This is a genomic window from Mitsuaria sp. BK041 (assembly GCF_014193085.1).
Taxonomy (GTDB): Bacteria; Pseudomonadota; Gammaproteobacteria; order Burkholderiales; family Burkholderiaceae_C; genus Roseateles.
Window position 1 is genome coordinate 723,504 of record NZ_JACHYT010000002.1, and the last position, 21,948, is coordinate 745,451.

Annotated in this window: 16 protein-coding genes; 10 read left to right on the forward strand and 6 right to left on the reverse strand. The window is 70.4% G+C overall.

Going from position 1 to position 21,948, the window contains the following annotated elements:
* The first annotated feature begins 142 nt into the window (after window positions 1-142).
* The 6 genes from gspL (at window position 143) to gspF (ending at window position 7,748) form a co-directional block, all read left to right on the forward strand.
* Window positions 143-1,366: a type II secretion system protein GspL gene (gene gspL / locus FHT38_RS19115; RefSeq protein ID WP_183492900.1), complete on the forward strand. Its 1,224-nt coding sequence runs from the start codon at window positions 143-145 to the stop codon at window positions 1,364-1,366.
* Complete coding sequence (gene gspM / locus FHT38_RS19120) at window positions 1,363-1,860, forward strand: type II secretion system protein GspM (RefSeq protein ID WP_091727306.1); 498 nt, start codon at window positions 1,363-1,365, stop codon at window positions 1,858-1,860. The genes gspL and gspM overlap by 4 nt, the downstream gene beginning before the upstream one ends.
* 3 nt (window positions 1,861-1,863) lie before the next feature.
* Window positions 1,864-2,724 (forward strand): type II secretion system protein N, encoded by an 861-nt coding sequence (gene gspN / locus FHT38_RS19125; protein WP_183492901.1) that lies wholly within the window; start codon window positions 1,864-1,866, stop codon window positions 2,722-2,724.
* On the forward strand, window positions 2,721-5,012 hold the full coding sequence (gene gspD, locus FHT38_RS19130) for a type II secretion system secretin GspD (protein WP_183492902.1): 2,292 nt from the start codon (window positions 2,721-2,723) through the stop codon (window positions 5,010-5,012). The genes gspN and gspD overlap by 4 nt, the downstream gene beginning before the upstream one ends.
* A gap of 13 nt (window positions 5,013-5,025) precedes the next feature.
* A complete protein-coding gene (gspE, locus tag FHT38_RS19135; RefSeq protein WP_183492903.1) occupies window positions 5,026-6,459 on the forward strand; it encodes a type II secretion system ATPase GspE in 1,434 nt (477 codons plus the stop codon).
* Window positions 6,460-6,536: 77 nt separating this feature from the next.
* The gene (gene gspF, locus FHT38_RS19140) at window positions 6,537-7,748 is read left to right on the forward strand and encodes a type II secretion system inner membrane protein GspF (protein WP_091727322.1); all 1,212 of its coding nucleotides are present in this window, start codon (window positions 6,537-6,539) and stop codon (window positions 7,746-7,748) included.
* A 103-nt stretch (window positions 7,749-7,851) separates the two neighbouring features.
* Here the strand turns inward: gspF and FHT38_RS19145 are convergent, their stop codons facing one another.
* Entirely contained in the window at window positions 7,852-9,120 is a 1,269-nt protein-coding gene (locus FHT38_RS19145) for a histidine-type phosphatase (protein ID WP_183492904.1), read from the reverse strand.
* On the reverse strand, window positions 9,120-11,345 hold the full coding sequence (locus FHT38_RS19150; RefSeq protein WP_183492905.1) for a TonB-dependent receptor: 2,226 nt from the start codon (window positions 11,343-11,345) through the stop codon (window positions 9,120-9,122). Before FHT38_RS19150 ends, FHT38_RS19145 begins: the two co-directional genes overlap by 1 nt.
* Before the next feature lie 209 nt (window positions 11,346-11,554).
* Here FHT38_RS19150 and FHT38_RS19155 point away from each other — a divergent pair, with 209 nt between their 5' ends.
* Together FHT38_RS19155 and FHT38_RS19160 are read left to right on the forward strand one after the other, a co-directional pair.
* The gene (locus FHT38_RS19155; protein WP_183492906.1) at window positions 11,555-12,451 is read left to right on the forward strand and encodes a 5'-nucleotidase; all 897 of its coding nucleotides are present in this window, start codon (window positions 11,555-11,557) and stop codon (window positions 12,449-12,451) included.
* Between the two features lie 107 nt (window positions 12,452-12,558).
* A complete protein-coding gene (locus FHT38_RS19160) occupies window positions 12,559-16,029 on the forward strand; it encodes a S41 family peptidase (protein WP_183492907.1) in 3,471 nt (1,156 codons plus the stop codon).
* Window positions 16,030-16,205: 176 nt separating this feature from the next.
* On the opposite strand, the gene tyrS is transcribed toward FHT38_RS19160, so the two are convergent.
* Entirely contained in the window at window positions 16,206-17,384 is a 1,179-nt protein-coding gene (gene tyrS / locus FHT38_RS19165; RefSeq protein WP_404932665.1) for a tyrosine--tRNA ligase, read from the reverse strand.
* 380 nt (window positions 17,385-17,764) lie between these two features.
* Between tyrS and FHT38_RS19170 the strand changes: the two genes are divergently transcribed.
* Window positions 17,765-19,150, forward strand: coding sequence for a M23 family metallopeptidase (locus FHT38_RS19170; protein ID WP_183492908.1), 1,386 nt, complete (start codon window positions 17,765-17,767; stop codon window positions 19,148-19,150).
* 34 nt (window positions 19,151-19,184) lie between these two features.
* Complete coding sequence (locus FHT38_RS19175; protein WP_183492909.1) at window positions 19,185-20,315, forward strand: anhydro-N-acetylmuramic acid kinase; 1,131 nt, start codon at window positions 19,185-19,187, stop codon at window positions 20,313-20,315.
* An 82-nt stretch (window positions 20,316-20,397) separates the two neighbouring features.
* On the opposite strand, the gene erpA is transcribed toward FHT38_RS19175, so the two are convergent.
* The 3 genes from erpA to rplM form a co-directional block, all read right to left on the reverse strand.
* A complete protein-coding gene (gene erpA / locus FHT38_RS19180) occupies window positions 20,398-20,772 on the reverse strand; it encodes an iron-sulfur cluster insertion protein ErpA (RefSeq protein WP_091727353.1) in 375 nt (124 codons plus the stop codon).
* Window positions 20,773-20,974: 202 nt separating this feature from the next.
* Window positions 20,975-21,367: a 30S ribosomal protein S9 gene (gene rpsI / locus FHT38_RS19185; protein ID WP_091727356.1), complete on the reverse strand. Its 393-nt coding sequence runs from the start codon at window positions 21,365-21,367 to the stop codon at window positions 20,975-20,977.
* Between the two features lie 9 nt (window positions 21,368-21,376).
* Window positions 21,377-21,805 (reverse strand): 50S ribosomal protein L13, encoded by a 429-nt coding sequence (gene rplM, locus FHT38_RS19190; RefSeq protein WP_183492910.1) that lies wholly within the window; start codon window positions 21,803-21,805, stop codon window positions 21,377-21,379.
* Window positions 21,806-21,948 lie beyond the last annotated feature (143 nt).

The window sequence follows — 21,948 nt, forward strand, 5'->3', positions numbered from 1 at the left end:
CGCAGGGCCTCCGGCGTCGACGCCGACACGACTGGACACACGAGGGACGGGATGCACGGACATGTAAAGGCTCAACTACGGGCTTCTTCGGGGGCCGGCGGCGCCGAAGCGTCATGCAAGCCCTCCTAGAATCCGCGATCTCATGAGTACCCTGCTCATCCTGCTGCCGGCCCACCCGCCCCAGGGCGGCCCCGCGCAAGACTACGAATACTGGTTCAGCCACGACGCGCAAGCGCCCGCCCACGCCCGGGGGCACGGCGAGCGCGCGCCGCTGTCCGCCTTGCCGCGCGCCGACCGCGTGATGGCGCTGATCGGCGACGACCAGCTCAGCTGGCTGCCGGCGCAACTGCCCAAGGTCAAGGGCGCGAAGCTGCGCGGCGCCGTCGTCGGCGTGATGGAGGACCAGTTGCTCGAGGATCCAGAGCGGCTGCACTTCGCGCTGCTGGACAGTCCCGACGCCGACGGCCGCACCCACTGGGTCGCCGTGACCGCCCGCGAGCCGCTGCGCGCGCACCTGCAGGCGATCGAGGCGGCCGGGCTGCTGGTCGAGTCGCTGCTGCCGCTGTCCTGGCCGCAGCCGGCCTCGGGCAGCGCCGATGGCGGCTACGTCCACGCTGGTGCCGACGGGCGCGCGCGGCTGCGGGTCTCGCGTGCCGACGGCGTGGCGACCTTCCCGCTCGACAGCGGCGGCCTGCGCAACTGGCTGGGCGAGGACTGGTGGCAGCAGGCCCCGGTCAGCGCCAGCCCCGCCGCCGCGGCCGAGGCCGAGCAGTGGCTGGGCCGTCCGGTGCGGGTGCTGAGCGACACCGACCGCGCCTGGGCTGCGCGCCAGGCGCCGGTCAACCTGCTGCAGTTCGACCTCACGCCGCGCCAGCGCGGCTGGCAGCGCCTGTACCAGGCCTGGCAGACGCTGCAGACACCGGCCTGGCGGCCCTTCCGCTGGGGCGTCGTCGGCCTGGTCGCGGTGCAGGTCATCGGCCTGAACGCGATGGCCTGGCAACAGGGCCGCGCCATCGACGCGCGCAAGGCCGAACAGGAGGCGCTGCTGCGGCAGAGCTTCCCGCAGGTGCGCGTGGTCCGCGACGCCCGCGCCCAGATGGTGCGCGAGACCGAGGCGCTGCGCGGCGGCGCCGGGCAGGTCGGCCCGGGCGACCTGGAGGACCTCCTCGCCGCCGTGGCCCGCGCCACGCCGCCGGGCGAGCCGCCGCTGCCGGGCCTGCGCTTCGAACCCGGCCGGCTGCAGTTGACCGGCCTGGGCGCGCCGCAGCGCGCGCAGCTGCGCGAGCGGCTCGGCCGCGATCCCGCGCTGCGGGTCGCCGAGGACGGCGACGCGCTCCGACTCAGCCTGCGACCCGAGAACCGATGAACAGCTTCACGACGATGCGCCGCGACCTCGAGGCCCGCTGGCAGGCGGCCGCGCCGCGCGAGCGCCTGATCGCGCGCCTGGCCGCGGCCTTCATCGGCCTGCTGCTGCTGTGGCTGGTCGCGCTCGCGCCGGCCTGGGGCACGCTGCGCAAGGCGCCTGGCGAGCTGGACCGGCTCGACCGCGAGCTGCAGCAGATGCGCGCGATGGCGATGCAGACGCAGGCGCTGAAGCAGGCGGTGCCGGTCTCGGCCGAGCAGTCGGTGGCGGCTCTGCGCGCCGCGACCGCGCGGCTGGGCCCGGCCGCCGAATTGACGATCACCGGCACCCAGGCGCAGCTGCGCCTGCGCGGCGTGCCCGGCGGCGCGCTGGCGATGTGGATCGGCGAGGCGCGCCAGGGCGCGCGCGCCAGACCGCAGGAGGCCGAGCTGCAATCCGGGCCGCAGGGCTACAGCGGTCGCCTGACGCTGCTGCTGCCCGCCGCGGCGGGGAACTGAGCGATGGCCCGACGATCGAGCGCCCGGCTCACGACCTCGACGGCCAACGCCGCCTCGACCACCAGTTTCGTCCGCGCCTTCCGCTGGGCCGAGTTCGGCGCGGTGCTGGGCCTGGTGACGGCGGTCGTCGCCTGGGCGCCGGCGGCCTGGCTGGCCTCGGCCGTGTCCTCGGCGACCCATCAGCGCCTGGTGCTGGCCGACGCCCGCGGCACGCTGTGGAACGGCAGCGCCCGGCTGATCCTGAGCCCCGGTCCCGGCAGCCGCGACGCCAGCGAGCTGCCGCAGCGCCTGGGCTGGACGATGCGGCCGGGCTGGATCGACGGCGGACCGGGCCTGCGCCTGACGCTGGACCAGTCCTGCTGCATCAAGCCGGCCGCGCCGCTGACGGCGAGCTTCGGCCTGGACCGCCTCACCGTGCGGCTGCCCGACGCGACGCCGGAGCAGCCGTGGATCCGCTGGCCGGCCGGCTGGCTGTCGGGCCTGGGCACGCCCTGGAACACGCTGGCGCCGGACGGCGTCATCGCCATCAGCGCGCAGGGCTTCGTCTTCGAGGGGCGCGGGGCCGCGGTCAACGTGAGCGGCGTGGCCCAGGTCGAGCTGCGCGACTTCTCCTCGCGCCTGGCGCAGGTGGCGCCGCTGGGCAGCTACCGGATGGGGCTGGTGGGCGGCGGGCAGACGCCGCAGCTGATCCTCACGACGATCCAGGGGCCGCTGCAACTGAGCGGCCAGGGCAGCCTGGGCGCGAAGCGGGCGCAGTTCCGGGGCGAGGCGACGGCCGCCCCGGGCAGCGAGGCCGCCTTGGCCAATTTGTTGAACATCATCGGGCGCCGCGAAGGCGCGCGCTCGATCATCTCGGTGGGATGAGCATGAACAAGCACATGATGCGACCGACGGCGCTGGGCATGGCGATCAGCCTGATCGCGGGCAGCCTGCCCCTGCAGGCCGGCGCACAGTCGAATCAGCAGCAGAACCGCCGACAGCCGGCCGTGCGCGCGAGCACGCCGGTCACGCTGAACTTCGTCAACACCGACATCGAGGCGGTCTCGCGCGCGATGTCCGCCGCGCTGGGCAAGCCGATCCTGGTCGATCCCCGGGTCAAGGGCACGATGACGCTGACCGCCGAGCAGCCGGTGCCGGTGCAGGAGGCCTACCTGAGCTACCTGGCGGCGCTGCGCGGCATGGGCTTCTCGATGGTGGAGTCCGGCGGGCTGCTCAAACTCGTGCCCGAGGCCGAGGCCAAGCTGCAGACCGGCGCGGTGACCATCGCCGGCGAGTCGCGCGCCCGCGGCGACCAAGTCATGACGCAGATCTTCAAGCTCAACCACGAGAACGCCAACAACCTCGTGGCGGTGCTGCGTCCGCTGATCACGCCCAACAACACGATCAACGCCAACCCGGGCAACAACAGCCTGGTGATCACCGATTACGCAGAGAACCTGCAGCGCATCAGCCGCATCGTCGCGGCGCTGGACCAGCCCTCCAACACCGACATCGAGGTGATCCCGCTGCGCAACGCGGTGGCCTCGGACATCGTGCAACTGGTGCAGCGGCTCTCCGACGGCGTCGGCGGCGCCCAGGGCGTGGTGACGCCGCAGGGCGCGGCCGGCGGTGGCAGCAGCAGCGTCATGGCCGATCCGCGCAGCAACGCGCTGATCGTGCGCGCGTCCAACCCGGCCAAGCTGATGCAGCTGCGCGCGATGATCGCCAAGCTCGACCAGCCCAGCACCGACACCGGCGGCAGCATCCGGGTGATCTACCTGAAGAACGCGGACGCGGTGCGCCTGGCCACGGTGCTGCGCGCGGCCTATACGAACAACGCCGGCCCGGGCGCGGGCGGCGGATCGAACAGCAACTCGGGCAGCGGCACCGGCAGCTTCGCCGGCGCGCAGACCGGCAGCGCCGGCACCAGCGGCGGCTTCGCGGGCAACAGCTCGTCCTTCGGCGGCAGCTCGACGAGCTCCGGCAGCAGCAGCGGCTCCTCGGGCAGCGGCGGCGCGTCGACGCAGGTCAGCCAGACGGCGCAGGTCAACACCGGCGGCTTCGTGCAGGCGGACCCGGCGACCAACTCGCTGATCATCACGGCGCCCGAGCCGATGTACCGCCAGATCCGCGCCGTCGTCGAGCAGCTCGACACGCGCCGCGCGCAGATCTACGTCGAGGCGCTGATCGTCAAGGTCGACGCCTCCAAGGCCGGCCAGTTCGGCGTGCAGTTCCAGCAGCTCTTCGGCGAAGGCGCGATCGGCACCAACTTCGGCGCCGGCTACGCCAACATCCTCAACCTGACCGCGGCCACCGCCGGCGGCACCTCGGGCGTCAGCACCGCGATCCAGAGCGGCCAGATCCCGACCGGCCTGAACGTGGGCATCATCAAGAAGGTCGGCAGCCTCTACACGCTGGGCGCCATCGCCAACGTGCTGGGCTCGGTCAGCGGCACCAACGTGCTGTCGACGCCGTCGATGATCGTCCAGGACAACGAGGAAGCCGACCTGCTGATCGGCAGCAACGTGCCGGTGCTGACCGGCAACTCGACGACCACCTCGGGCACCACCACCAGTCCCTTCCAGACCTTCGAGCGCCGCGACGTCGGCCTGCGGCTGAAGGTGCGCGCGACCGTCGGCGAGAACGGCACGGTGCGCATGAAGGTCTACCAGGAGAATTCCAGCGTCGTCGCCTCGGCCAACTCGGCCACCCAGGGCCCGACCTTCGACAAGAGCGCGGTGGAGACCTCGGTGACGCTGGAGGACGGCCAGGTGCTGGTGCTGGGCGGCCTGCTCAAGGACGAGTACGTCGACGGCGAGGACAAGGTGCCGGGCCTGGGCGACATCCCGCTGCTGGGCAACCTGTTCAAGAACCAGACCCGCAAGCGGACCAAGTCCAACCAGATGATCTTCCTGCGGCCGGTGCTGCTGCGCACGCCGGAGAGCGCGCTGGCGCTGACGATGGACCGCTACGACGCGATCCGCGCCTACCAGCAGGAGTCGCAGCCCAAGGCGTCCATGGTGCTGCCCGACACCGGCGCGCCGATCCTGCCGGAGAAGCCGGCCTCGGCACCGGGATCAACGCCACCGGCCCAGTTGCCGCTGCCGGTCTATCCGGCCTCGTCGCCGGTGCCGGGCCCCGCCGCGCCGGCCAGCGCGCCGCAGGGCCGCTGAGCCGGGAGCCGCCATGGCCAGCCGCCATCCCCTTCCCTACGCCGTCGCGAAGTCGCAGCAGGTGCTGCTCGAGGACGACGGCCAGCAGCGCACCCTGTGGGCCACGCCGGCGCTGTCGCTGCCGGTGCTGTCGGAACTGCAGCGCGTGTACGCGCCCTCGCGCATCGAATGCCTGAGCGTGGCCGAGCTGTCGCAGCGCGTCCAGGCGGCCTACGCGGGCGGCGAGGACAGCGCCGCGCTGGTGGTGGGCGAGGTCGAGAGCGCCGTCGACCTGTCGCGCCTGATGCAGGACCTGCCCGCGGTCGAGGACCTGCTCGAGACCGCCGACGACGCGCCCATCATCCGCATGCTCAATGCGCTGCTGACGCAGGCCGCCAACAACGGCGCCAGCGACATCCACATCGAGCCCTACGAGCGCGAGAGCTCGGTGCGCTTCCGCGTCGACGGCACGCTGCGCGAGGTGGTGCGCCCGAACCGCGCGCTGCATGCGGCGCTGATCTCGCGGCTGAAGATCATGGCGGAGCTCGACATCGCCGAGAAGCGCCTGCCGCAGGACGGCCGCATCTCGCTGCGCATCGGCGGCCGCGCGATCGACGTGCGGGTGAGCACGCTGCCGTCGGCGCACGGCGAGCGCGCGGTGCTGCGCCTGCTGGACAAGTCGGAGTCGCGCTTCACGCTGGCGGCGCTGGGCATGGACGGCGAGCGGCTGGAGCGCTTCCAGCGCCTGGCGCAGCAGCCGCACGGCATCGTGCTCGTCACCGGCCCGACGGGCTCGGGCAAGACGACGACGCTGTACGCGGCGCTGCAGACGGTGGACACATCGACGACCAACGTGCTGACCGTCGAGGACCCGATCGAATACGAGTTGCCCGGCATCGGCCAGACGCAGGTCAACGCGCGCATCGACCTGACCTTCGCCAAGGCGCTGCGGGCGATCCTGCGCCAGGACCCGGACGTGATCATGATCGGCGAGATCCGCGATTACGAGACGGCGCAGATCGCGATCCAGGCCTCGCTGACCGGTCACCTGGTGCTGGCGACGCTGCACACCAACGACGCGGTCAGCGCGGTGACGCGCCTGACCGACATGGGCGTGGAGCCCTTCCTGCTGAGCTCGTCGCTGCTGGGCGTGCTGGCGCAGCGGCTGGTGCGCAAGCTCTGCCCGGTGTGCAAGTCGCCGGAGCCGCTGCCCGAGGGCGGCGCGCGCTACCACCCGGTCGGCTGCCCGGCCTGCGCCAGCAGCGGCTACAAGGGCCGCACCGGCGTGTACGAGCTGATGGTCTGCGACGACACCATCCGCGGCCTGATCCACAACCAGGCGCCCGAGTCCGAGCTGCTGGCCGCGGCGCGCGCCAACGGCCTGCGCTCGATGCGCGAGGACGGCGATCGGCTGGTGGCCGCGGGCGTGACGTCCGAAGAGGAAGTACTGCGAGTCACGCGCGAGTGAGCGCGGCCGATCAAGACCGCGCGCCCTGACGCTACCCCCGACGCCGCACGACGCAGTCAATCACGAGGTTCCCAGCGATGCCCGCCTTCAAGTACGACGCCCTCGACGCGTCCGGCAAGTCCCAGCAGGGCCTGCTGGAGGCCGACACCGCGAAAGCCGCGCGCACGCAGCTGCGCGCGCAGGGGCTGGTGCCGATGGACGTGAAGCCGGTGGCGGCACCGGCCGGCAAGCAGTCGCGCTTCGCGCGGCGCGCCTTCAAGGCGGCAGGGCTGACGGTGTGGACGCGGCAGCTGGCGGGCTTGGTCTCGGCGGGCCTGCCGCTGGAGCGCTCGCTGTCGGCGCTGGCCGACGAGGCCGAGGATCCGCGCCAGCGCGAGCTGATGTCGCAGCTGAAGTCCGAGGTCAATGCGGGCTCGTCCTTCGCACGGGCGCTGGCGATCGCGCCGCGCGAGTTCGACGACGTCTACCGCGCGGTGGTCGCCGCCGGCGAGCAGAGCGGCGCGCTGGGCCCGGTGCTGGAGAGCCTGGCGGACGACCTCGAGGAGCAGCAGCGGCTGCGCTCGGAGCTGTTCGGCGCGCTGGCCTATCCGGTGATCGTCTGCATCATCGCGGTGCTGGCGGTGAGCTTCCTGCTGACCTACGTCGTGCCGCAGGTGGCGGCGGTCTTCACGCAGACCAAGCAGACGCTGCCGCTGCTGACGCGGATCATGATGGGCCTGTCCGACCTGATGCGGACCTGGGGCCTGGCGATCGTGGCGGTGCTGGCGGCGGTGTTCTTCGGCGCGCGTCAGATCCTCAAGCGCGAAGGTCCGCGGCAGCGTTTCGACGCCGCATGGCTGAACCTGCCGCTGCTGGGCCGGCTCTCGCGCGGCTACAACGCGGCGCGGTTTTCGGGAACGCTGGCGATGCTGGCCGGCGCCGGCGTGCCCATCCTGAAGGCGCTTCAGGCGGCGGCCGAGACGCTGTCCAACCAGGCGATGCGCGCCGACGCGCTGGACGCGCTGGCGCAGGTCCGCGAGGGCGCGCCGCTGGGCGCGGCGCTCGCCGGCAAGAAGCGCTTCCCGGGGCTGCTGTCGATGTTCGCGCGGCTGGGCGAGCAGACAGGGCAGTTGCCCGACATGCTGCAGCGCGCCGCGCGCCAGCTGGGCAACGAGGTCAAGCGCCGCGCGATGACGCTGGCCACGCTGCTGGAGCCGCTGCTGATCGTGGCCATGGGCGGCGTGGTCATGCTGATCGTGCTGTCGGTGCTGCTGCCGATCATGGACATGAACAAGCTGGCGGCGCAGTAGCCGGGCGCGGCGCGGCGCTTCGTCCAGCGGCAAGCAGCGGCCTCGGCCGCTTCTGCTGCTTCTGCTGCTTCGGCTGCTTTGCCGCGTCGGCCGCTTCCGACCGCTAACGGACGAACGGCCGGACCGGCTCGGCCGCCGGGACCGCCGCCGTGTCGATCACCTGATCGACGAGATCGGCGAATCGATCCAGCGGGCACGCCGAGGCGCCGCCACACCCAGGTACCGCCACCGGCTTCACGGCCATGTCGCCCGGCGCATCGAAGCGGCCGCGGCGCAGCGCGCTCAAGGTCGGCATCGCGATGCCCAGCCGCACCTCGGCACTGGCCGCCCCGGCGACGAGATCGAAGACCAGCGCGCCGCCTGGCGGATAGTCATCCGGCCGTGCCGGGTCGTGCCAGTCCAGGCCCAGCAGTCCGGCCACCGCCGCCAGGTTGGTGTCGTGCCCGACCAAGAACACCGTGCCGGCGCCCACCCCCTGCGCATCGCCCGCGAGCGGTCGCGCGTTGCCCGCGCGCAGCGCCGCGGAGATCCGCGCCAGCAGATCGGAGGCGCGCCGCCGCGCCGCGACCGGATCGTCCTTCCACTGCTGCGCGAACGCCGCGTTGTGCAGTTCGACGATCCGACCGATGCCGGACTCGTCCAGGCGCCCCCAGGCCGGCGCCGGCAGGCCCTCGACGTACTCCAGCATCAGGTTCTCCGCCAGCGTCCCCATCGGCTTGCGTGGATCCGCCTGGTCGACCAGCAGTTGGTGCCCCGACGCGCGGGCCGCTTGCCGATCCGCTTCGCCAGCGCCGCCGATGAGCACGGCCTGGAGCTCGTCCAGCCCGTCCTTGGGAATGCGGTCCCGGCGCTTGACCGCGTCGGGGGAGACCTCCTCGTCCGACCCGGCGCTGCCCTGGAAGAGCGGATCGTGCTGCCCCGCCGGCAGGCCGAAGTGGCCAGCCTCCGGGCAACCGGGCAGCAGCCCCTCCATCAGCGCCTTCGCGCTCGCGTGGTTCCTGGGCGTGCTATCCGAAATCACGAGCAGCGGCGCCCCGGCACCGGCCGATGCCGGACATCTCGCCGCGAGCCGATCGAGGCCGAGCTGGTTTCGCCACCAGCCGCCCAGGGCCTTCATCGCCGCGATGCCATGCGGCGTCAGCTGTCCCGGCGCGACCGGCCACCGCGCCCAGGGCTCGGTGGCGAAGGGCGCGAGCGCCTCGGGCGACTTCGTCGGCGAGCGCACGCCGTGCCGCATCAGCACGATGCGCAGCACCGGCGCCTGCGCGGGCCGCGAGACCGGCGTTCCGGCGTCCTGCGCCTGCGCCGTCGGCATCGTCAGCATCAAGGCCGCCACCGCGGCGGCGACCGCGCTCGCGACGCGCGCGCCCATCAGAACTTCACCGCCATGTCGACGAACGCGCCCCGGCCCGGCAGGCCGAAGTACAGCGGCGCGCCGCTCACCGACTGGTTGCCGGCGAACGCGGTGAGCTTCCTCGCGTTGAACAGGTTGTTGACGTCGAGGCTGACGGAGAAGCCCTTCGTGCCCCAGGGCCCCTGGTCCGCGCGATAGCCGAGCGCGGCGTCCACGCTGCTGTAGCCCCCCAGGCGCTGGCTGTTGGCGAAGACGGTGGTGCCCTTGGCATCGGTCGTGTTGTCGACGCCGTATTGCGCGCCGACCATCTTGGTCATCAGCGAACCGAACAGCCCTTGCTTGTCGCCGTAGATCAGGCCGACGGCCGCGGTCGCCCGCGGCGTGCCGGCGACGCGCACCGACCCGCCCTTGTAGGTCGCGTGGTTGAGGCTGGCGTTGGCGTACAGGCTGAGCTGGCGCGTGAAGGCATAGGTGCCCTCGACCTCGATGCCCTTGTAGACCGCGCCGCCCGCGTTGACGTACACGCTCTCGCTGCCCGCGCCGCTGTCGATCATCGTCTGGCTGATGTAGTTGCCGAAGTCGACGCGATAGACGTCGGCGCCGAAGTTGAACTCGCGCGTCGCATAGGCGGTGCCCAGCTGGTAGTTCGTCGTCAGCTCCGGATCCAGCCCGCGCGCCCCGTTGAGCTGGATCACGTTGACCGGCGGCGCCAGGAAGCCCTTGGCGACCTGCGCGTAGGCGGACCAGTCGTGGCTCAGTTGGTCGTGCACGCTGATCGAGGGCAGCCAGGCGTCGTAGGTCGCGCTGGCCTTGAGCGGCGCCGGCGGCGTCGACTTGTTGAGCTCGGCATCGATGCCGCGGCGCACGCTCGAGTAGCGCAGGCCCGGGCTCACCGTCACGCCCTCGGCCGCCTTCCAGTCGTACTGCACGTAGGGCTGGAAGGTGTCGGTCGTGTCCTTCAGCCGGTAGTTGTCGGCATAGCCGTACTTCGTGCCGGTGGCCGCGCCCGTGGTGAAGTCGACCGGCGTCTGCCAGCGCGCGTCGTCGTTGCGCTCCACCCAGGCGCCGACCTGCAAGCGCCCCGGCCCCGCTTCGCGCGCCAGGCGCAGCACGTCGCCATAGGCATGGAAGCCGTTGTCGGCCCGCTTGCCGGGGACGTCGGTCGCGACCTTGGTGGTCTTCTTTCCCGCCGCGTCGTAGAACTGCACGCCGTTGTGGGACGGATCGGTGTCGGTGGGATCGCTGGTCTTGTCCGACGCGTGGTCGAAGTCGTTGAAGTAGACCTTGTTGTCGACCGTCCAGCCGCCCAGCGTCGAGGTCACGCCGAGGTAGGTGAAGCTGGACCGGTAGCTCGCGCCGTTGTAGCCGGCATAGGTCTGCAGCGACGGGTCGTCGCCCAGGCCGAAGCGCCAGCCGTGCTGCGCGATCTGGTCGAGCGTCGCGCCTTGCACCGTGTTCTGGCGTTCGCGGTTGACGCTGGTGACGAAGGTCAAGGTCGTGTCGTCGCCCAGCGCGCTGACGGTCTTCAGGAAGAGGTGCTTGCGGTCATCGCGCGTGTGCGACAGGAATGTGTCGCTGGACTCCTTGGAGACCTCCGCGAAGACGCCGGTATCGCCGAAGTTGTGGTCCACCGACAGCCCGGCCGCGCGGGTGTTCCAGCTGCCCAGGGTGAAGTACGGCGTGATGCCGTCGACGCTGGCCGGATCGCGCGTGCGCAGCGCGATGGTGCCGCCGAAGGTGGCGTTGCCAATCGACGCGCCGCCGCCCGGACCGCGGTCGATCTGCGCCTGGCCCAGCACGTGGTTGCTGAAGTAGGCCGAGGTGGTGTGATGCAGGTCGCTCGCGTCGCCGAACGGGATGCCGTCGAAGGTGATGTTGAACTGGCCGTCCTGGAAGCCGCGCAGGCTGATGCCTTCGCTCTTGCCCAGGCCGGGGCCTTCCGGCGAGCTCACCGTCATGCTGGGCGCGTACTTGACGATGTCGTCGAAGTTGGCGTTGAAGCGCAGCGCGTCGCGGATGAAGCGCTCATCGATCACCGAGGTCGGCTGGCTGGCATTGAGCGGCGCGGCGCTGGGTGCGAGCGTGTTCACCGAATTGCCGGTGACGCTGACGACGTCCAGCGTCTGCACGCGCTTGTCGTCGTCGGCATGGGCGGACGGCAGGCAACTCAGCACCGCGGCGGCGGCGATCAATCGGCGCGCAGACAGGCGGGCGGACAGGCGGGCGGGGCGGACGAGCGGCATGGAGAGCGTCTGGCGGATGAAAAGCCGGCGATGCTGGGGCGCCCGGATGTCCGGTCGATGACAGTCGGGCGGCTGTCTCGGATCACCAAATCGACAAGAAGTGTCTGGTTCATTGCGCCCTCAATGCCGCGTCAACGCCTGATCACGAAGGCCTCACGCCGCCATGTCCGATCCGGCGGCGGACCCCGGGACCCCTATCATCCCCACCCATGCCCGCCTCCCTCGACGGCCGCCTGGTGGTGGCCCTTTCCTCCCGCGCGCTGTTCGACTTCGAAGAGGAGAACCAGCTCTTCGAGAACAGCGACGACCGCGCCTACATGCGGCTGCAGCAGCAGCGCCTGGACGAGCCGGCCAAGCCCGGCACCGCCTTCTCGCTGGCGCGCAAGCTGCTCGCCTTCAATGCCCTGGGCGAGACGCCCCGCGTCGAGGTCGTTGTCCTGTCCCGCAACGATCCGATCTCCGGCATGCGCGTGTTCCGCTCCGCGCAGCATTACGGACTGACCATCGAGCGCGGCGTCTTCACCCGCGGGCAGAGCCCCTGGCGCTACCTGCGCCCGCTCAAGGCCGACCTGTTCCTCTCCGCCAACGAGGACGACGTGCGCTCCGCCCTCGCCGCCGGCGTGGCCGCGGCACGCGTCTTCCCGCAGTCGGCGCGCGCCTCGGCCGCCTATCCCGATGAGCTGCGCATCGCCTTCGACGGCGATGCCGTGCTGTTCTCCGACGAGGCCGAACAGATCTACCAGCGCGATGGCCTGGACGCCTTCCAGGCCCATGAACGCGAACGCAAGCTGACGCCCTTGCCCGCCGGTCCGTTCAAGGAAGTCCTGCACGCGCTGCAGCGGCTGCAGGCCGGCGCCGCGCCGATGCGGCTGCGCACCGCGCTGGTCACCGCCCGCAGCGCGCCCGCCCACGAGCGCGCCATCCGCACGCTGATGGACTGGGAGGTCGAGGTCGACGAAGCCATGTTCCTCGGCGGCCTGCCCAAGGGCGAATTCCTGCGCGAGTTCGAGCCCGACTTCTTCTTCGACGACCAGCACGGCCACGTCCAGAACGCCGTGCCCCACGTGCCGGCCGGGCATGTGGCCATGGGGGTGACGAACCGCTGACGCCCCGCCCGGCGCCAGAATCCGCGCCGCATGACTTCCGGCTGCCGTCCGGCCGGTTCCCTTCTCGTTCCAACGCTCCGTCCCCGGACTCCACAAGGAAGACCTCGATGCGCATCACGCTCCGCCGCCTGGCCATCGCCTCGGCCTGCTCGATGGCCACCCTGGCCATCGCCGCAGAATCCACCGCCACCTCGGCCGCGACCTCGGCTGCCGCCCTCGGCGCCGCCGACGCCGTCGCCCGCGGCGCGGCCGCCCGTGCGGCGCTCGTCGATCCGGCGCTGGGCTTCTACCGCCAGCCCGCGCTGCGCGGCGACCGGCTGGTCTTTGTCGCCGAGGGCGACCTGTGGCAGGCCTCCGCCGCCGGCGGCACCGCCCAGCGCCTGACCACCCATGGCGGCGTCGAGACCTATCCCGCCCTGTCCGCCGATGGCCGCTGGATCGCGTTCACCGGCCAGCAGGAAAGCGCGAGCGACGTCTTCGTCATGCCGGCCGCCGGCGGCGTGCCCCGCCGCCTGACCTGGGACACCGGCGCGGTGCGCGTCTGGGGCATCACCGCGCAGAACGAGGTGCTCTACACCGGCAACACCGAGCGCGGCGAGCCCGGCACCCAGTTGCACCTGGTCGACATCGCCACCGGCAAGCACCGCGCGCTGCCGGTCGGCCAAGCCAGCGACGGCGCGCTCAGCGCCGACGGCAAGACCCTGTACTTCACCCGCAACGGCCTGCGCGGCGACAACGCCCGCCAGTACCGCGGCGGCGCCCTGGCCCGGCTGTGGGTGATGGACCTCGCCGGCAGCGCCGAGGCCCGGCCGCTGGTCCCCGAAGGCGCCAACGACCGCCGGCCGATGCCCTACGTCGACGCCGGCGGCAACGCCCGCATCGCGTTCCTGTCCGACCGCGACGGCACCTTCAACCTCTGGTCGGTCAAGGCCGACGGCTCCGACCCGCGCCAGCACACCCGCCTCAAGGGATGGGACATCCGCCATGCGAGCCTGGACGGCGCGCAGGCGGTCTTCGCCGTCGGCGCGGACCTCTACCGCCTCGACCTGAACGGCAGCGCCGCCGAGCAGAAGCTGTCCATCGCCCTGGGCGGCGACTTCGACCAGCAGCGCAAGCGCTGGGTCAGCCGCCCGCAGGACTTCCTGACCGCGGTCTCGCTGTCGCCCAATGGCGAGCAGGTCGTGCTGACCGCGCGCGGTCGCCTGGCCACGCAAGGCGTCGGCCCGCTGCGCCGCGCCGAACTGCCGGTGCCGGCGAGCCTCGGCGACGCCGGCCGCTGCCGCGACACCGCCTTCAGCAGCGACAGTCGCGACGTCTTCGCGCTCTGCGACTACAGCGGCGAACTCGAGATCTGGCGCCTGGCCGCCAACGGCGCCGGCCAGCTGCGGCAGGTCACCGAAGGCGCCACCGCGATGCGCCGCAGCCTGTCGCCCTCGCCCGACGGCCGCTGGATCGCCCACACCGACAAGGAAGGCCGCCTCTTCCTCACCGACCTCAAGAACCCCAGCCGCGCCGCCGCGACCCGCGAGGTCGACCACGACACGCTCGGCGACGGCGCGGCCTCGCTGTCCTGGTCCGCCGACGGCAAGGCGCTGGCCTTCGTCCGCGCCACCAGCAACCCCTATCGCGAGCAGCTGATGCTGCTGACCGTCGCCGACGGCAAGGTCCACCAGCTCGGCAGCGACCGCTACGCCGCGACCGCGCCGGCCTTCAGCCCCGATGGCCAGTGGCTCTACTTCCTGTCGCGCCGCAGCTTCGACGTGACCGGCAACCCCGGCCCCTGGGGCGATCGCAACATGGGCCCGTTCTTCGACAAGGGCTGGAAGGTCTACGCGCTGGCGCTGCAGCCGGGCCTGCGCTTCCCGTTCGCGCAGCCGGATGAACTCCAGGGCTTGAAGGCCAAGGAGGAGGCCGAGGTCCGCGAGCAGGAGAAGGACAAGCCCGACAACAAGGAATCGAAGCAGAAGGTCGACCAGGCCAAGGCCGCCGCGGTGAAGGAAGAGAAGCCCGCGGCCAAGGGCAAGCCCGAGATCCAGATCCCCGGGCTGTCGCTGCGCCTGTTCGAAGTGCCCATCGCCGCCGGCAACTACAGCGGCCTGGCCGTGGACTCCAAGCGCCTGTACCTGCACGAGGGCACCACGCTGCGCCAGCTGCCGATCGGTCCCGGCGAAACCAAGGTCGAGACCTTCGCCGAACAGGTCGGCGCCTTCGACCTGAGCGCCGACGGCAAGAAGCTGCTGATCCGCCGCCCCGCGGCGCCGGGCGCCGCGCCGGAGATCCTGATCGTCGACGCCGGACCGAAGATCCCCGGCGACCTGGACAAGTCGCGCGTGCGCTGGACCGACTGGCAGATCGCCGTCGATCCCAAGGCCGAATGGCGCCAGATGTTCAATGACGCCTGGCGCATGCAGCGCGACTTCTTCTACGACAAGGACATGCACGGCGTGGACTGGACCGCGATGCGCGCCAAGTACGCGCCGTTGGTGGAACGCGTCACCGAGCGCAGCGAGCTGGCCGAGGTCATGGCGCAGATGGTGGGCGAGCTCAGCCTGCTGCACAGCCAGGTGGCGCCGGGCGAGCTGCGCAAGGGTGCCGAGGAACCCGGTTTCGCCGGGCTGGGCGCGCAACTCGAACGCGACGCCAAGGGCTGGAAGATCGCCCGCATCTTCAGCGGCGATCCGGAACTGCCGGCCGACGCCGGCCCGCTGGCCGCGCCGGGGCTGAACATCCCGGTGGGCAGCGTGATCACGCAGATCAACGGCCGCGACGCGACCCAGGCCCCCGATCCCAGCGAACTGATGCGCGGCCAGGCCGGCAAGCAGGTGCTGCTGCAGGTGCGCGAGCCCTCCGGCAAGGAGCGCCCCGTCGTCGTCACGCCGGTCGACCTGCGCCGCGAAGGCCAGCTGCGCGTCAACGACTGGCGCTACGGCCGCGCCCGGATCGTCGACACCGCCAGCAACGGCAAGATCGGCTACCTGCACCTGCGCGCGATGACCCGCGACGACATCGGCGACTTCGCCCGCGAGTTCTACGCGCAGAGCGAGCGCGAGGGGCTCATCATCGACGTCCGCCACAACAACGGCGGCAACATCGACAGCTGGATCCTGCAGACGCTGCTGCGCCGCGCCTGGGCCTTCTGGCAACCGCGCTCGCCTTACGGCAGCAAGCCCTATCCCAACATGCAGCAGGTGTTCCGCGGCAAGGTCGTCGTGCTGGCCAACGAGGAAACCTACTCCGACGGCGAAACCTTCTCCGAAGGCTTCAAGCGCCTGGGCCTGGGACCGGTCATCGGCAAGACGACCTCGGGCGCCGGGGTGTGGCTGTCCGACCAGAACCGGTTGATGGACAACGGGCTGATGCGCGCCGCGGAGAACGGACAGATCACCGTCGACGGCCAGTTCCTCGTCGAGGGCAAGGGCGTGACGCCCGACATCGAGGTCGACAACCCGCCGCGCGCGACCGCCAATGGGCAGGATGCGCAGCTGGATGCGGCGATCGCCTGGCTCAAGGATGCGATCGCGAAGGATCCCGTCAAGATGCCGAAGCCGGGGCCTTATCTGCGGCCGATCAAGCAGTGAGCGCTGCGGGGCACCGGCGCTGCGCGACTGCCCGGCAGCCAGCGCGGCCCATCACAGGGTAGGAGGCCTCGCGTCCGCGAACCTCCCACCCTGTTCCGGGCCCCGGGGACACTCGCTGACTGCAAGCAAAACGGGAGGCCTCGGCCTCCCGTTTTGCATGGCGTGAGTCGGTCAGATCAGGTCAGCGTCACGCGCGCGAACTGGCGCTTGCCGACCTGCAGCACCATCGTGCCGGCCTCGACCTTCAGGGCCTTGTCGCTGATGGTGACGCCATCGATCTTGACGCCACCCTGCTCGATCTTGCGGTTGCCCTCGCCGTTGGACGGCACCAGGTTGGCCGCCTTCAGCAGCGCGGCAATGCCCATCGGCGCGCCGCTCAGCGTCAGCTCAGGGATGTCGTCCGGAATGCCACCGCGGGCCCGGTTGTTGAAGTCCGCCTCCGCGTCCTCCGCGGCCTGCGCGCTGTGGAAACGCGCGGTGATCTCCTTGGCGAGCATCACCTTCGCTTCCTTCGGGTTGCGGCCGCCCTCGATCTCGCGCTTCAGCGCCGCGATCTCCTCGATCGACTTGAAGCTCAGCAGGTCGAACCACTTCCACATCTGCAGGTCGCTGATCGACAGGATCTTGGCGAACATGCTGTTGGCCGGCTCGGTGATGCCCACGTAGTTGTTCTTGGACTTGGACATCTTCTCGACGCCGTCCAGGCCCTCCAGCAGCGGCATGGTGAGGATGCACTGCGGCTCCTGGCCATACTCGGCCTGCAGGTGCCGGCCCATCAGCAGGTTGAACTTCTGGTCGGTGCCGCCCAGTTCCAGGTCGGCCTTCAGCGCCACCGAGTCGTAACCCTGCATCAGCGGGTAGAGGAATTCATGCACCGAGATCGGCGTGCCGGCCGCGTAGCGCTTGGTGAAGTCGTCGCGCTCCATCATGCGGGCCACCGTGTACTTGGCCGCCAGCTGGATCAGGCCGCGCGCGCCCAGCGGGTCGGACCATTCGCTGTTGTAGCGGATCTCGGTGCGCGCCGGATCCAGCACCAGGCTGGCCTGCTTGTAATAGGTCTCGGCGTTGTGCTTGATCTGCTCCGGCGTCAGCGGCGGGCGCGTGGCGTTGCGGCCCGACGGGTCGCCGATCATCGAGGTGAAGTCACCGATCAGGAAGATCACCTGGTGCCCCAGGTCCTGCAGCTGGCGCATCTTGTTCAGCACCACGGTGTGGCCGACGTGGATGTCCGGCGCGGTCGGGTCCAGGCCCAGCTTGATCCGCAGCGGCTGGCCGGTGGCCTCGGAACGGGCCAGCTTCTTCAGCCATTCGTCCTGCGGCAGCAGTTCCTCGCAGCCCCGCAGCGATTGCTGCATCGCATGACGGACCCGGTCGGTGATCGGAAATTCAGCGGCCGGCGAGGACTGGGTTCGAATGTCAGACATGGCACTTCGGAGCCCGCACGGGCTTACGTAAAGTCTTGATTTATCGGGTTTTCTAGCACTTGCAACCCGGACGCGCCGGTATACTGCCGGCTGTTTTTGCGGGGGCGCCAAGAGGGCAAATCTCATGCCCGATGGGACGCTGCAACGCAAGACGGCGATTCTAGTGGACGCTCCCCGCAGCATCAGGACGCCCCCGGCGTCCTTCGCTGGCCGGCACGTGGAATCGCCGGCCCGGGCCCTCCGGGCCACGCCCCGCGGCGTGGCGACGGGCGGCACTCCTCAGGCTCCAGAAAGAAGGTCTTCGGCGCGTGATGAATTGGACTGACGAATGGCAGCGCGTGCAGCGCACGCTCGCTCGCGCCGAATCCTTCGCGGCCAAGCACCCGCGCACCCTGACCGGCACCGTCGTCGGAGCCCTGAGCTGCTTCGCGGTGACCGCCTTCGGCGTCGCCCCGATGGCCCCTGACGCGGCCGACCTGCCGCAGCGCATCGTTTCCGAATCCATCCCGCTCCAGTCGCTGGACGAGCAACTGGCCGAACTGGCCGCGTTCGATCCGGGCCTGTCCCGCAGCGACCTCACCCGCGCCGCCGACACCGCCGACTCGCTGCTCAAGCGCATGGGCGCGGCCGACGTCGCCGCCGCCGCCTTCCTGCGCAGCGACGAGACCGCCAAAAAGCTGCTGACCGGTCGCGTCGGCAAGCGCGTGCAGGTCGTCGCGACCGCCAGCGGCGAAGTGCAGTCCCTCGTCGCCCGCTACGCCGCCGAGGCCAGCGAGCAGCAGGACACCCACTTCACCCGCCTCAGCATCACCCGCGAGGGCGACAAGTTCGTCTCGAAGCTGGAGACCGTGCCGTTCGAGACCCAGACCCGCCTGGGCAGCGGCTCGATCCAGTCCTCGCTGTTCGCGGCGACCGACGAGGCCAACGTGCCCGACGCGATCGCCACCCAGCTGGCGGACATGTTCTCCGGCGACATCGACTTCCACCGCGAACTGCGCAAGGGCGACCGCTTCTCGCTGGTCTACGAAACCCTGACCGCCGACGGCGAACCCATCACCTGGGGCAACCGCGCCGGCCGTCTGCTGGCCGCGGAGTTCGTCAACAACGGCAAGAGCTACCAGTCGGTGCTGTTCCGGGATCCGGCCAGCGGCAAAAGCAACTACTACGGCTTCGACGGCGAGAGCAAGCGCCGCTCGTTCCTGGCGAGCCCGATGGAGTTCTCCCGCGTGACCTCCGGTTTCGCGATGCGCTTCCATCCGATCCTGCAGACCTGGCGCCAGCACCAGGGCATCGATTACGGCGCCCCCACCGGCACCCCGGTGCGCAGCGTCGGCGACGGCAATGTCGAGTTCGCCGGCTGGCAGAACGGCTTCGGCAACGTGGTGCAGCTCAAGCACAGCGGCAACCGCATGACGGTCTACGCGCACCTGAGCCGCATCGACGTCAAGAAGGGCCAGAAGGTCGACCAGGGCCAGAAGATCGGCGCCGTCGGCTCGACCGGCTGGGCCACCGGCCCGCACCTGCACTTCGAATTCCGCGTGAACGGCAAGCAGCAGGATCCGCGCGTGATCGCGCGCTCGTCGGAAGCCGTCACGCTGCCCGCGACCGCCAAGGCCGCGTTCAAGGCCCAGGTTGCCAGCGCCAAGATCGCGCTCGACGCGGCCTCATCCATCCACGAGGGCGTCGTCGGCGAATAAGCCGGCGGTCGCTCGCGACCTCCACGCCGCGGCGATGACGATGGCCGGCGCCGAGCTCTACATCGGACTGATGTCCGGCACCTCGCTGGACGGCGTCGACGCCGTCCTGTTGCGCGCCGAGGCCGACGGCAGCGTCCAGGCCCTGGCCCATGAATACCAGCCCTTCGGCGCCGAATTGCGTGCCGAATTGCTGGCGCTGAACAGCCCCGGCGACAACGAACTGCAACGCGCCGCCCTCGCCGGCAATGCCGTCGCTCGCGCCTATGCGCAGGTGTGCCGCGCGCTGCTGAATGCGCAGCGTCGGGTCCCGCAGGACATTCGCGCGCTCGGCGCGCATGGCCAGACCGTCCGGCATCGCCCCGGCGAATTCGACGGCACCGGCTTCACCCTGCAGGTGCTGAATGCGTCATTGCTGGCCGAGCTCACCGGCATCGCCGTGGTCCACGACCTGCGCAGCCGAGACCTGGCCGTCGGCGGCCAGGGCGCGCCGCTGGTGCCGGCCTTCCACCGTGCGGCATTGGCGCAGCCGGGTGAGGACGTCGCCGTGCTGAACGTCGGCGGCATCAGCAATGTCAGCCTGCTGTGGGCCGACGGTCGCAGTGGCGGGTTCGATTGCGGTCCCGGCAACTGCCTGATGGACGGCTGGATCCATCGGGATCAAGGCGCGAGCTATGACGCGGGCGGCCAATGGGCGGCCCAGGGACAGGTGCATGCCGGACTGCTCGCCGCGCTGCTCGCGGAGCCCTACTTCCGTCAGGCGCCACCACGCAGCACGGGACGGGACCTTTTCCACCTCGGATGGTTGGATGAACGCATCGCGGCGCATGCGCCGCAGGTCTCCGCGGTGGACGTGCAGGCCACGCTGCTCGAGTTGAGCGCGCGCTGCGTGACCGACAGCTTGGCGGCTCACGCCCCGGGCGCTTGGCGCGAATTGCTGGTCTGCGGCGGCGGCGCGTTCAACGATGCGCTGCTTGCACGGCTGCGTGCGCTGCTGCCCAGCATGAAGGTGACCACCACCGATCGTCGCGGCCTGCCGCCGATGCAGGTCGAAGGCGCCGCGTTCGCCTGGCTGGCGATGCGCCATGTGCGCGGGCTCCCGGGCAACCTGCCCGCCGCGACCGGCGGCACCGGACTCCGCGTCCTGGGCAGCTACACCCCGGCGTGAGCCAGAAACGACAAGACCGCCCGAAGGCGGTCTTGGTCATGGCGCCCGACACGCGTCGGGGCAGTCGGGTCGCGCCGGCCGATCAGACCGAGAAGCTCGAACCGCAACCGCAGGTCGTCTGCGCGTTCGGGTTCTTGATCACGAACTGGGCGCCTTGCAGATCTTCCTTGTAGTCGATCTCGGCGCCGACCAGGTACTGCAGGCTCATCGCGTCGATCAGCAGCGTCACGCCGTTCTTGGCCATCTGCGTGTCGTCGTCGTTGACGGCCTCGTCGAAGGTGAAGCCGTACTGGAAGCCGGAGCAGCCGCCCCCCTGGACGAACACCCGCAGCTTCAGGTCGGGGTTGCCTTCTTCCAGCACCAGCTCGCGCACCTTCTCGGCCGCGCTGTCGGTGAAGACCAGCGGAGCCGGCATGTCGCCCATGCCTGTGGTTTGGGTTTCGAGGACTGCGCTCATCGTGGATCCTGTTGTGTCGGAGGAATGGCGGGAATTATCTCAAAGCACCCGCTGCATGGGCAGGCACTTGGAGATAGCCCCTTCGGCGGGAGGTGCAGCCCACCGGATAAAAAAACAAGGCCGCTGGAAACAGCGGCCTTGTTCTGGAGCTTGCGTCGCTGACGAAATCCCAACCCGGATTCCACCAGCGAACGGAAGTCAATCAGCGCTTGCTGAACTGCTTCCGGCGACGGGCGCCGTGCAGACCGACCTTCTTACGCTCGACTTCACGCGCGTCGCGCGTGACGAAGCCGGCGCGGCTCAGTTCGGGCTTCAGGGCCGCGTCGTAGTCGATCAGCGCGCGGGTGATGCCCAGACGGACAGCACCGGCCTGGCCGGACTCGCCGCCGCCGTGCACGTTGATCTTGATGTCGAAGGCCTCGCCATTGTTCGTCAGCAGCAGGGGCTGGCGCGAAATCATGATCGAGGTCTGACGGCCGAAGTACTGCTCGATCGAGCGGCCGTTCACCGTGATTTGGCCGGTGCCCTTCTTGATGAAGACACGCGCCACCGACGACTTGCGACGGCCGGTACCGTAGTTCCAGTTTCCGATCATCACGGCTCCTTAGATTTCCAGCGCCTTGGGCTGCTGGGCGGTGTGCGGATGCGTGTCGCCCGCGTACACCTTCAGCTTCTTGATCATCGCGTAGCCCAGCGGACCCTTGGGCAGCATGCCCTTGACGGCCTTCTCCAGGGCGCGGCCCGGATGCTTGGCTTGCATGTCCTTGAACTTGGTGGCGTAGATGCCGCCCGGGAAGCCCGAGTGACGGTAGTACACCTTGTCCGTGGCCTTGCTGCCGGTGACACGCAGCTTCTCGGCGTTGATGATGACGATGAAGTCACCGGTGTCGACGTGAGGCGTGTAGATGGCCTTGTGCTTGCCGCGCAAACGGAGTGCCACTTCGCTGGCAACACGTCCGAGCACCTTGTCGGTGGCGTCAATCACAAACCACTCGTGCGTCACTTCGGCCGGCTTGGCGCTGAAGGTCTTCATGAGATTCTTTCAAAAGGCGAAACTTCGGGCGATCTGCCCCCGTACGTTCGGTGCACGCTTGTCGGCGATGTGAATCGCGCGGCCTCTCACGGACGTTCCCCCGCTGCCTTGGAAACGGGAAAGCCGGCGAGTCTAGCAGAACA

Excerpts from the sequence above, each read along its gene's own strand:
- gspE (WP_183492903.1), top strand. The coding sequence starts at position 5,026 with ATGGCCAGCCGCCATCCCCTTCCCTACGCCGTCGCGAAGTCGCAGCAG.
- rpsI (WP_091727356.1), bottom strand. The coding sequence starts at position 21,367 with ATGATCGGAAACTGGAACTACGGTACCGGCCGTCGCAAGTCGTCGGTG.
- gspL (WP_183492900.1), top strand. The coding sequence starts at position 143 with ATGAGTACCCTGCTCATCCTGCTGCCGGCCCACCCGCCCCAGGGCGGC.
- FHT38_RS19155 (WP_183492906.1), top strand. The coding sequence starts at position 11,555 with ATGCCCGCCTCCCTCGACGGCCGCCTGGTGGTGGCCCTTTCCTCCCGC.
- gspF (WP_091727322.1), top strand. The coding sequence starts at position 6,537 with ATGCCCGCCTTCAAGTACGACGCCCTCGACGCGTCCGGCAAGTCCCAG.
- gspM (WP_091727306.1), top strand. The coding sequence starts at position 1,363 with ATGAACAGCTTCACGACGATGCGCCGCGACCTCGAGGCCCGCTGGCAG.
- FHT38_RS19170 (WP_183492908.1), top strand. The coding sequence starts at position 17,765 with ATGAATTGGACTGACGAATGGCAGCGCGTGCAGCGCACGCTCGCTCGC.
- FHT38_RS19160 (WP_183492907.1), top strand. The coding sequence starts at position 12,559 with ATGCGCATCACGCTCCGCCGCCTGGCCATCGCCTCGGCCTGCTCGATG.
- gspD (WP_183492902.1), top strand. The coding sequence starts at position 2,721 with ATGAGCATGAACAAGCACATGATGCGACCGACGGCGCTGGGCATGGCG.
- rplM (WP_183492910.1), bottom strand. The coding sequence starts at position 21,805 with ATGAAGACCTTCAGCGCCAAGCCGGCCGAAGTGACGCACGAGTGGTTT.
- erpA (WP_091727353.1), bottom strand. The coding sequence starts at position 20,772 with ATGAGCGCAGTCCTCGAAACCCAAACCACAGGCATGGGCGACATGCCG.
- FHT38_RS19145 (WP_183492904.1), bottom strand. The coding sequence starts at position 9,120 with ATGGGCGCGCGCGTCGCGAGCGCGGTCGCCGCCGCGGTGGCGGCCTTG.
- FHT38_RS19175 (WP_183492909.1), top strand. The coding sequence starts at position 19,185 with ATGACGATGGCCGGCGCCGAGCTCTACATCGGACTGATGTCCGGCACC.
- gspN (WP_183492901.1), top strand. The coding sequence starts at position 1,864 with ATGGCCCGACGATCGAGCGCCCGGCTCACGACCTCGACGGCCAACGCC.
- tyrS (WP_404932665.1), bottom strand. The coding sequence starts at position 17,384 with ATGCAGCAATCGCTGCGGGGCTGCGAGGAACTGCTGCCGCAGGACGAA.
- FHT38_RS19150 (WP_183492905.1), bottom strand. The coding sequence starts at position 11,345 with ATGCCGCTCGTCCGCCCCGCCCGCCTGTCCGCCCGCCTGTCTGCGCGC.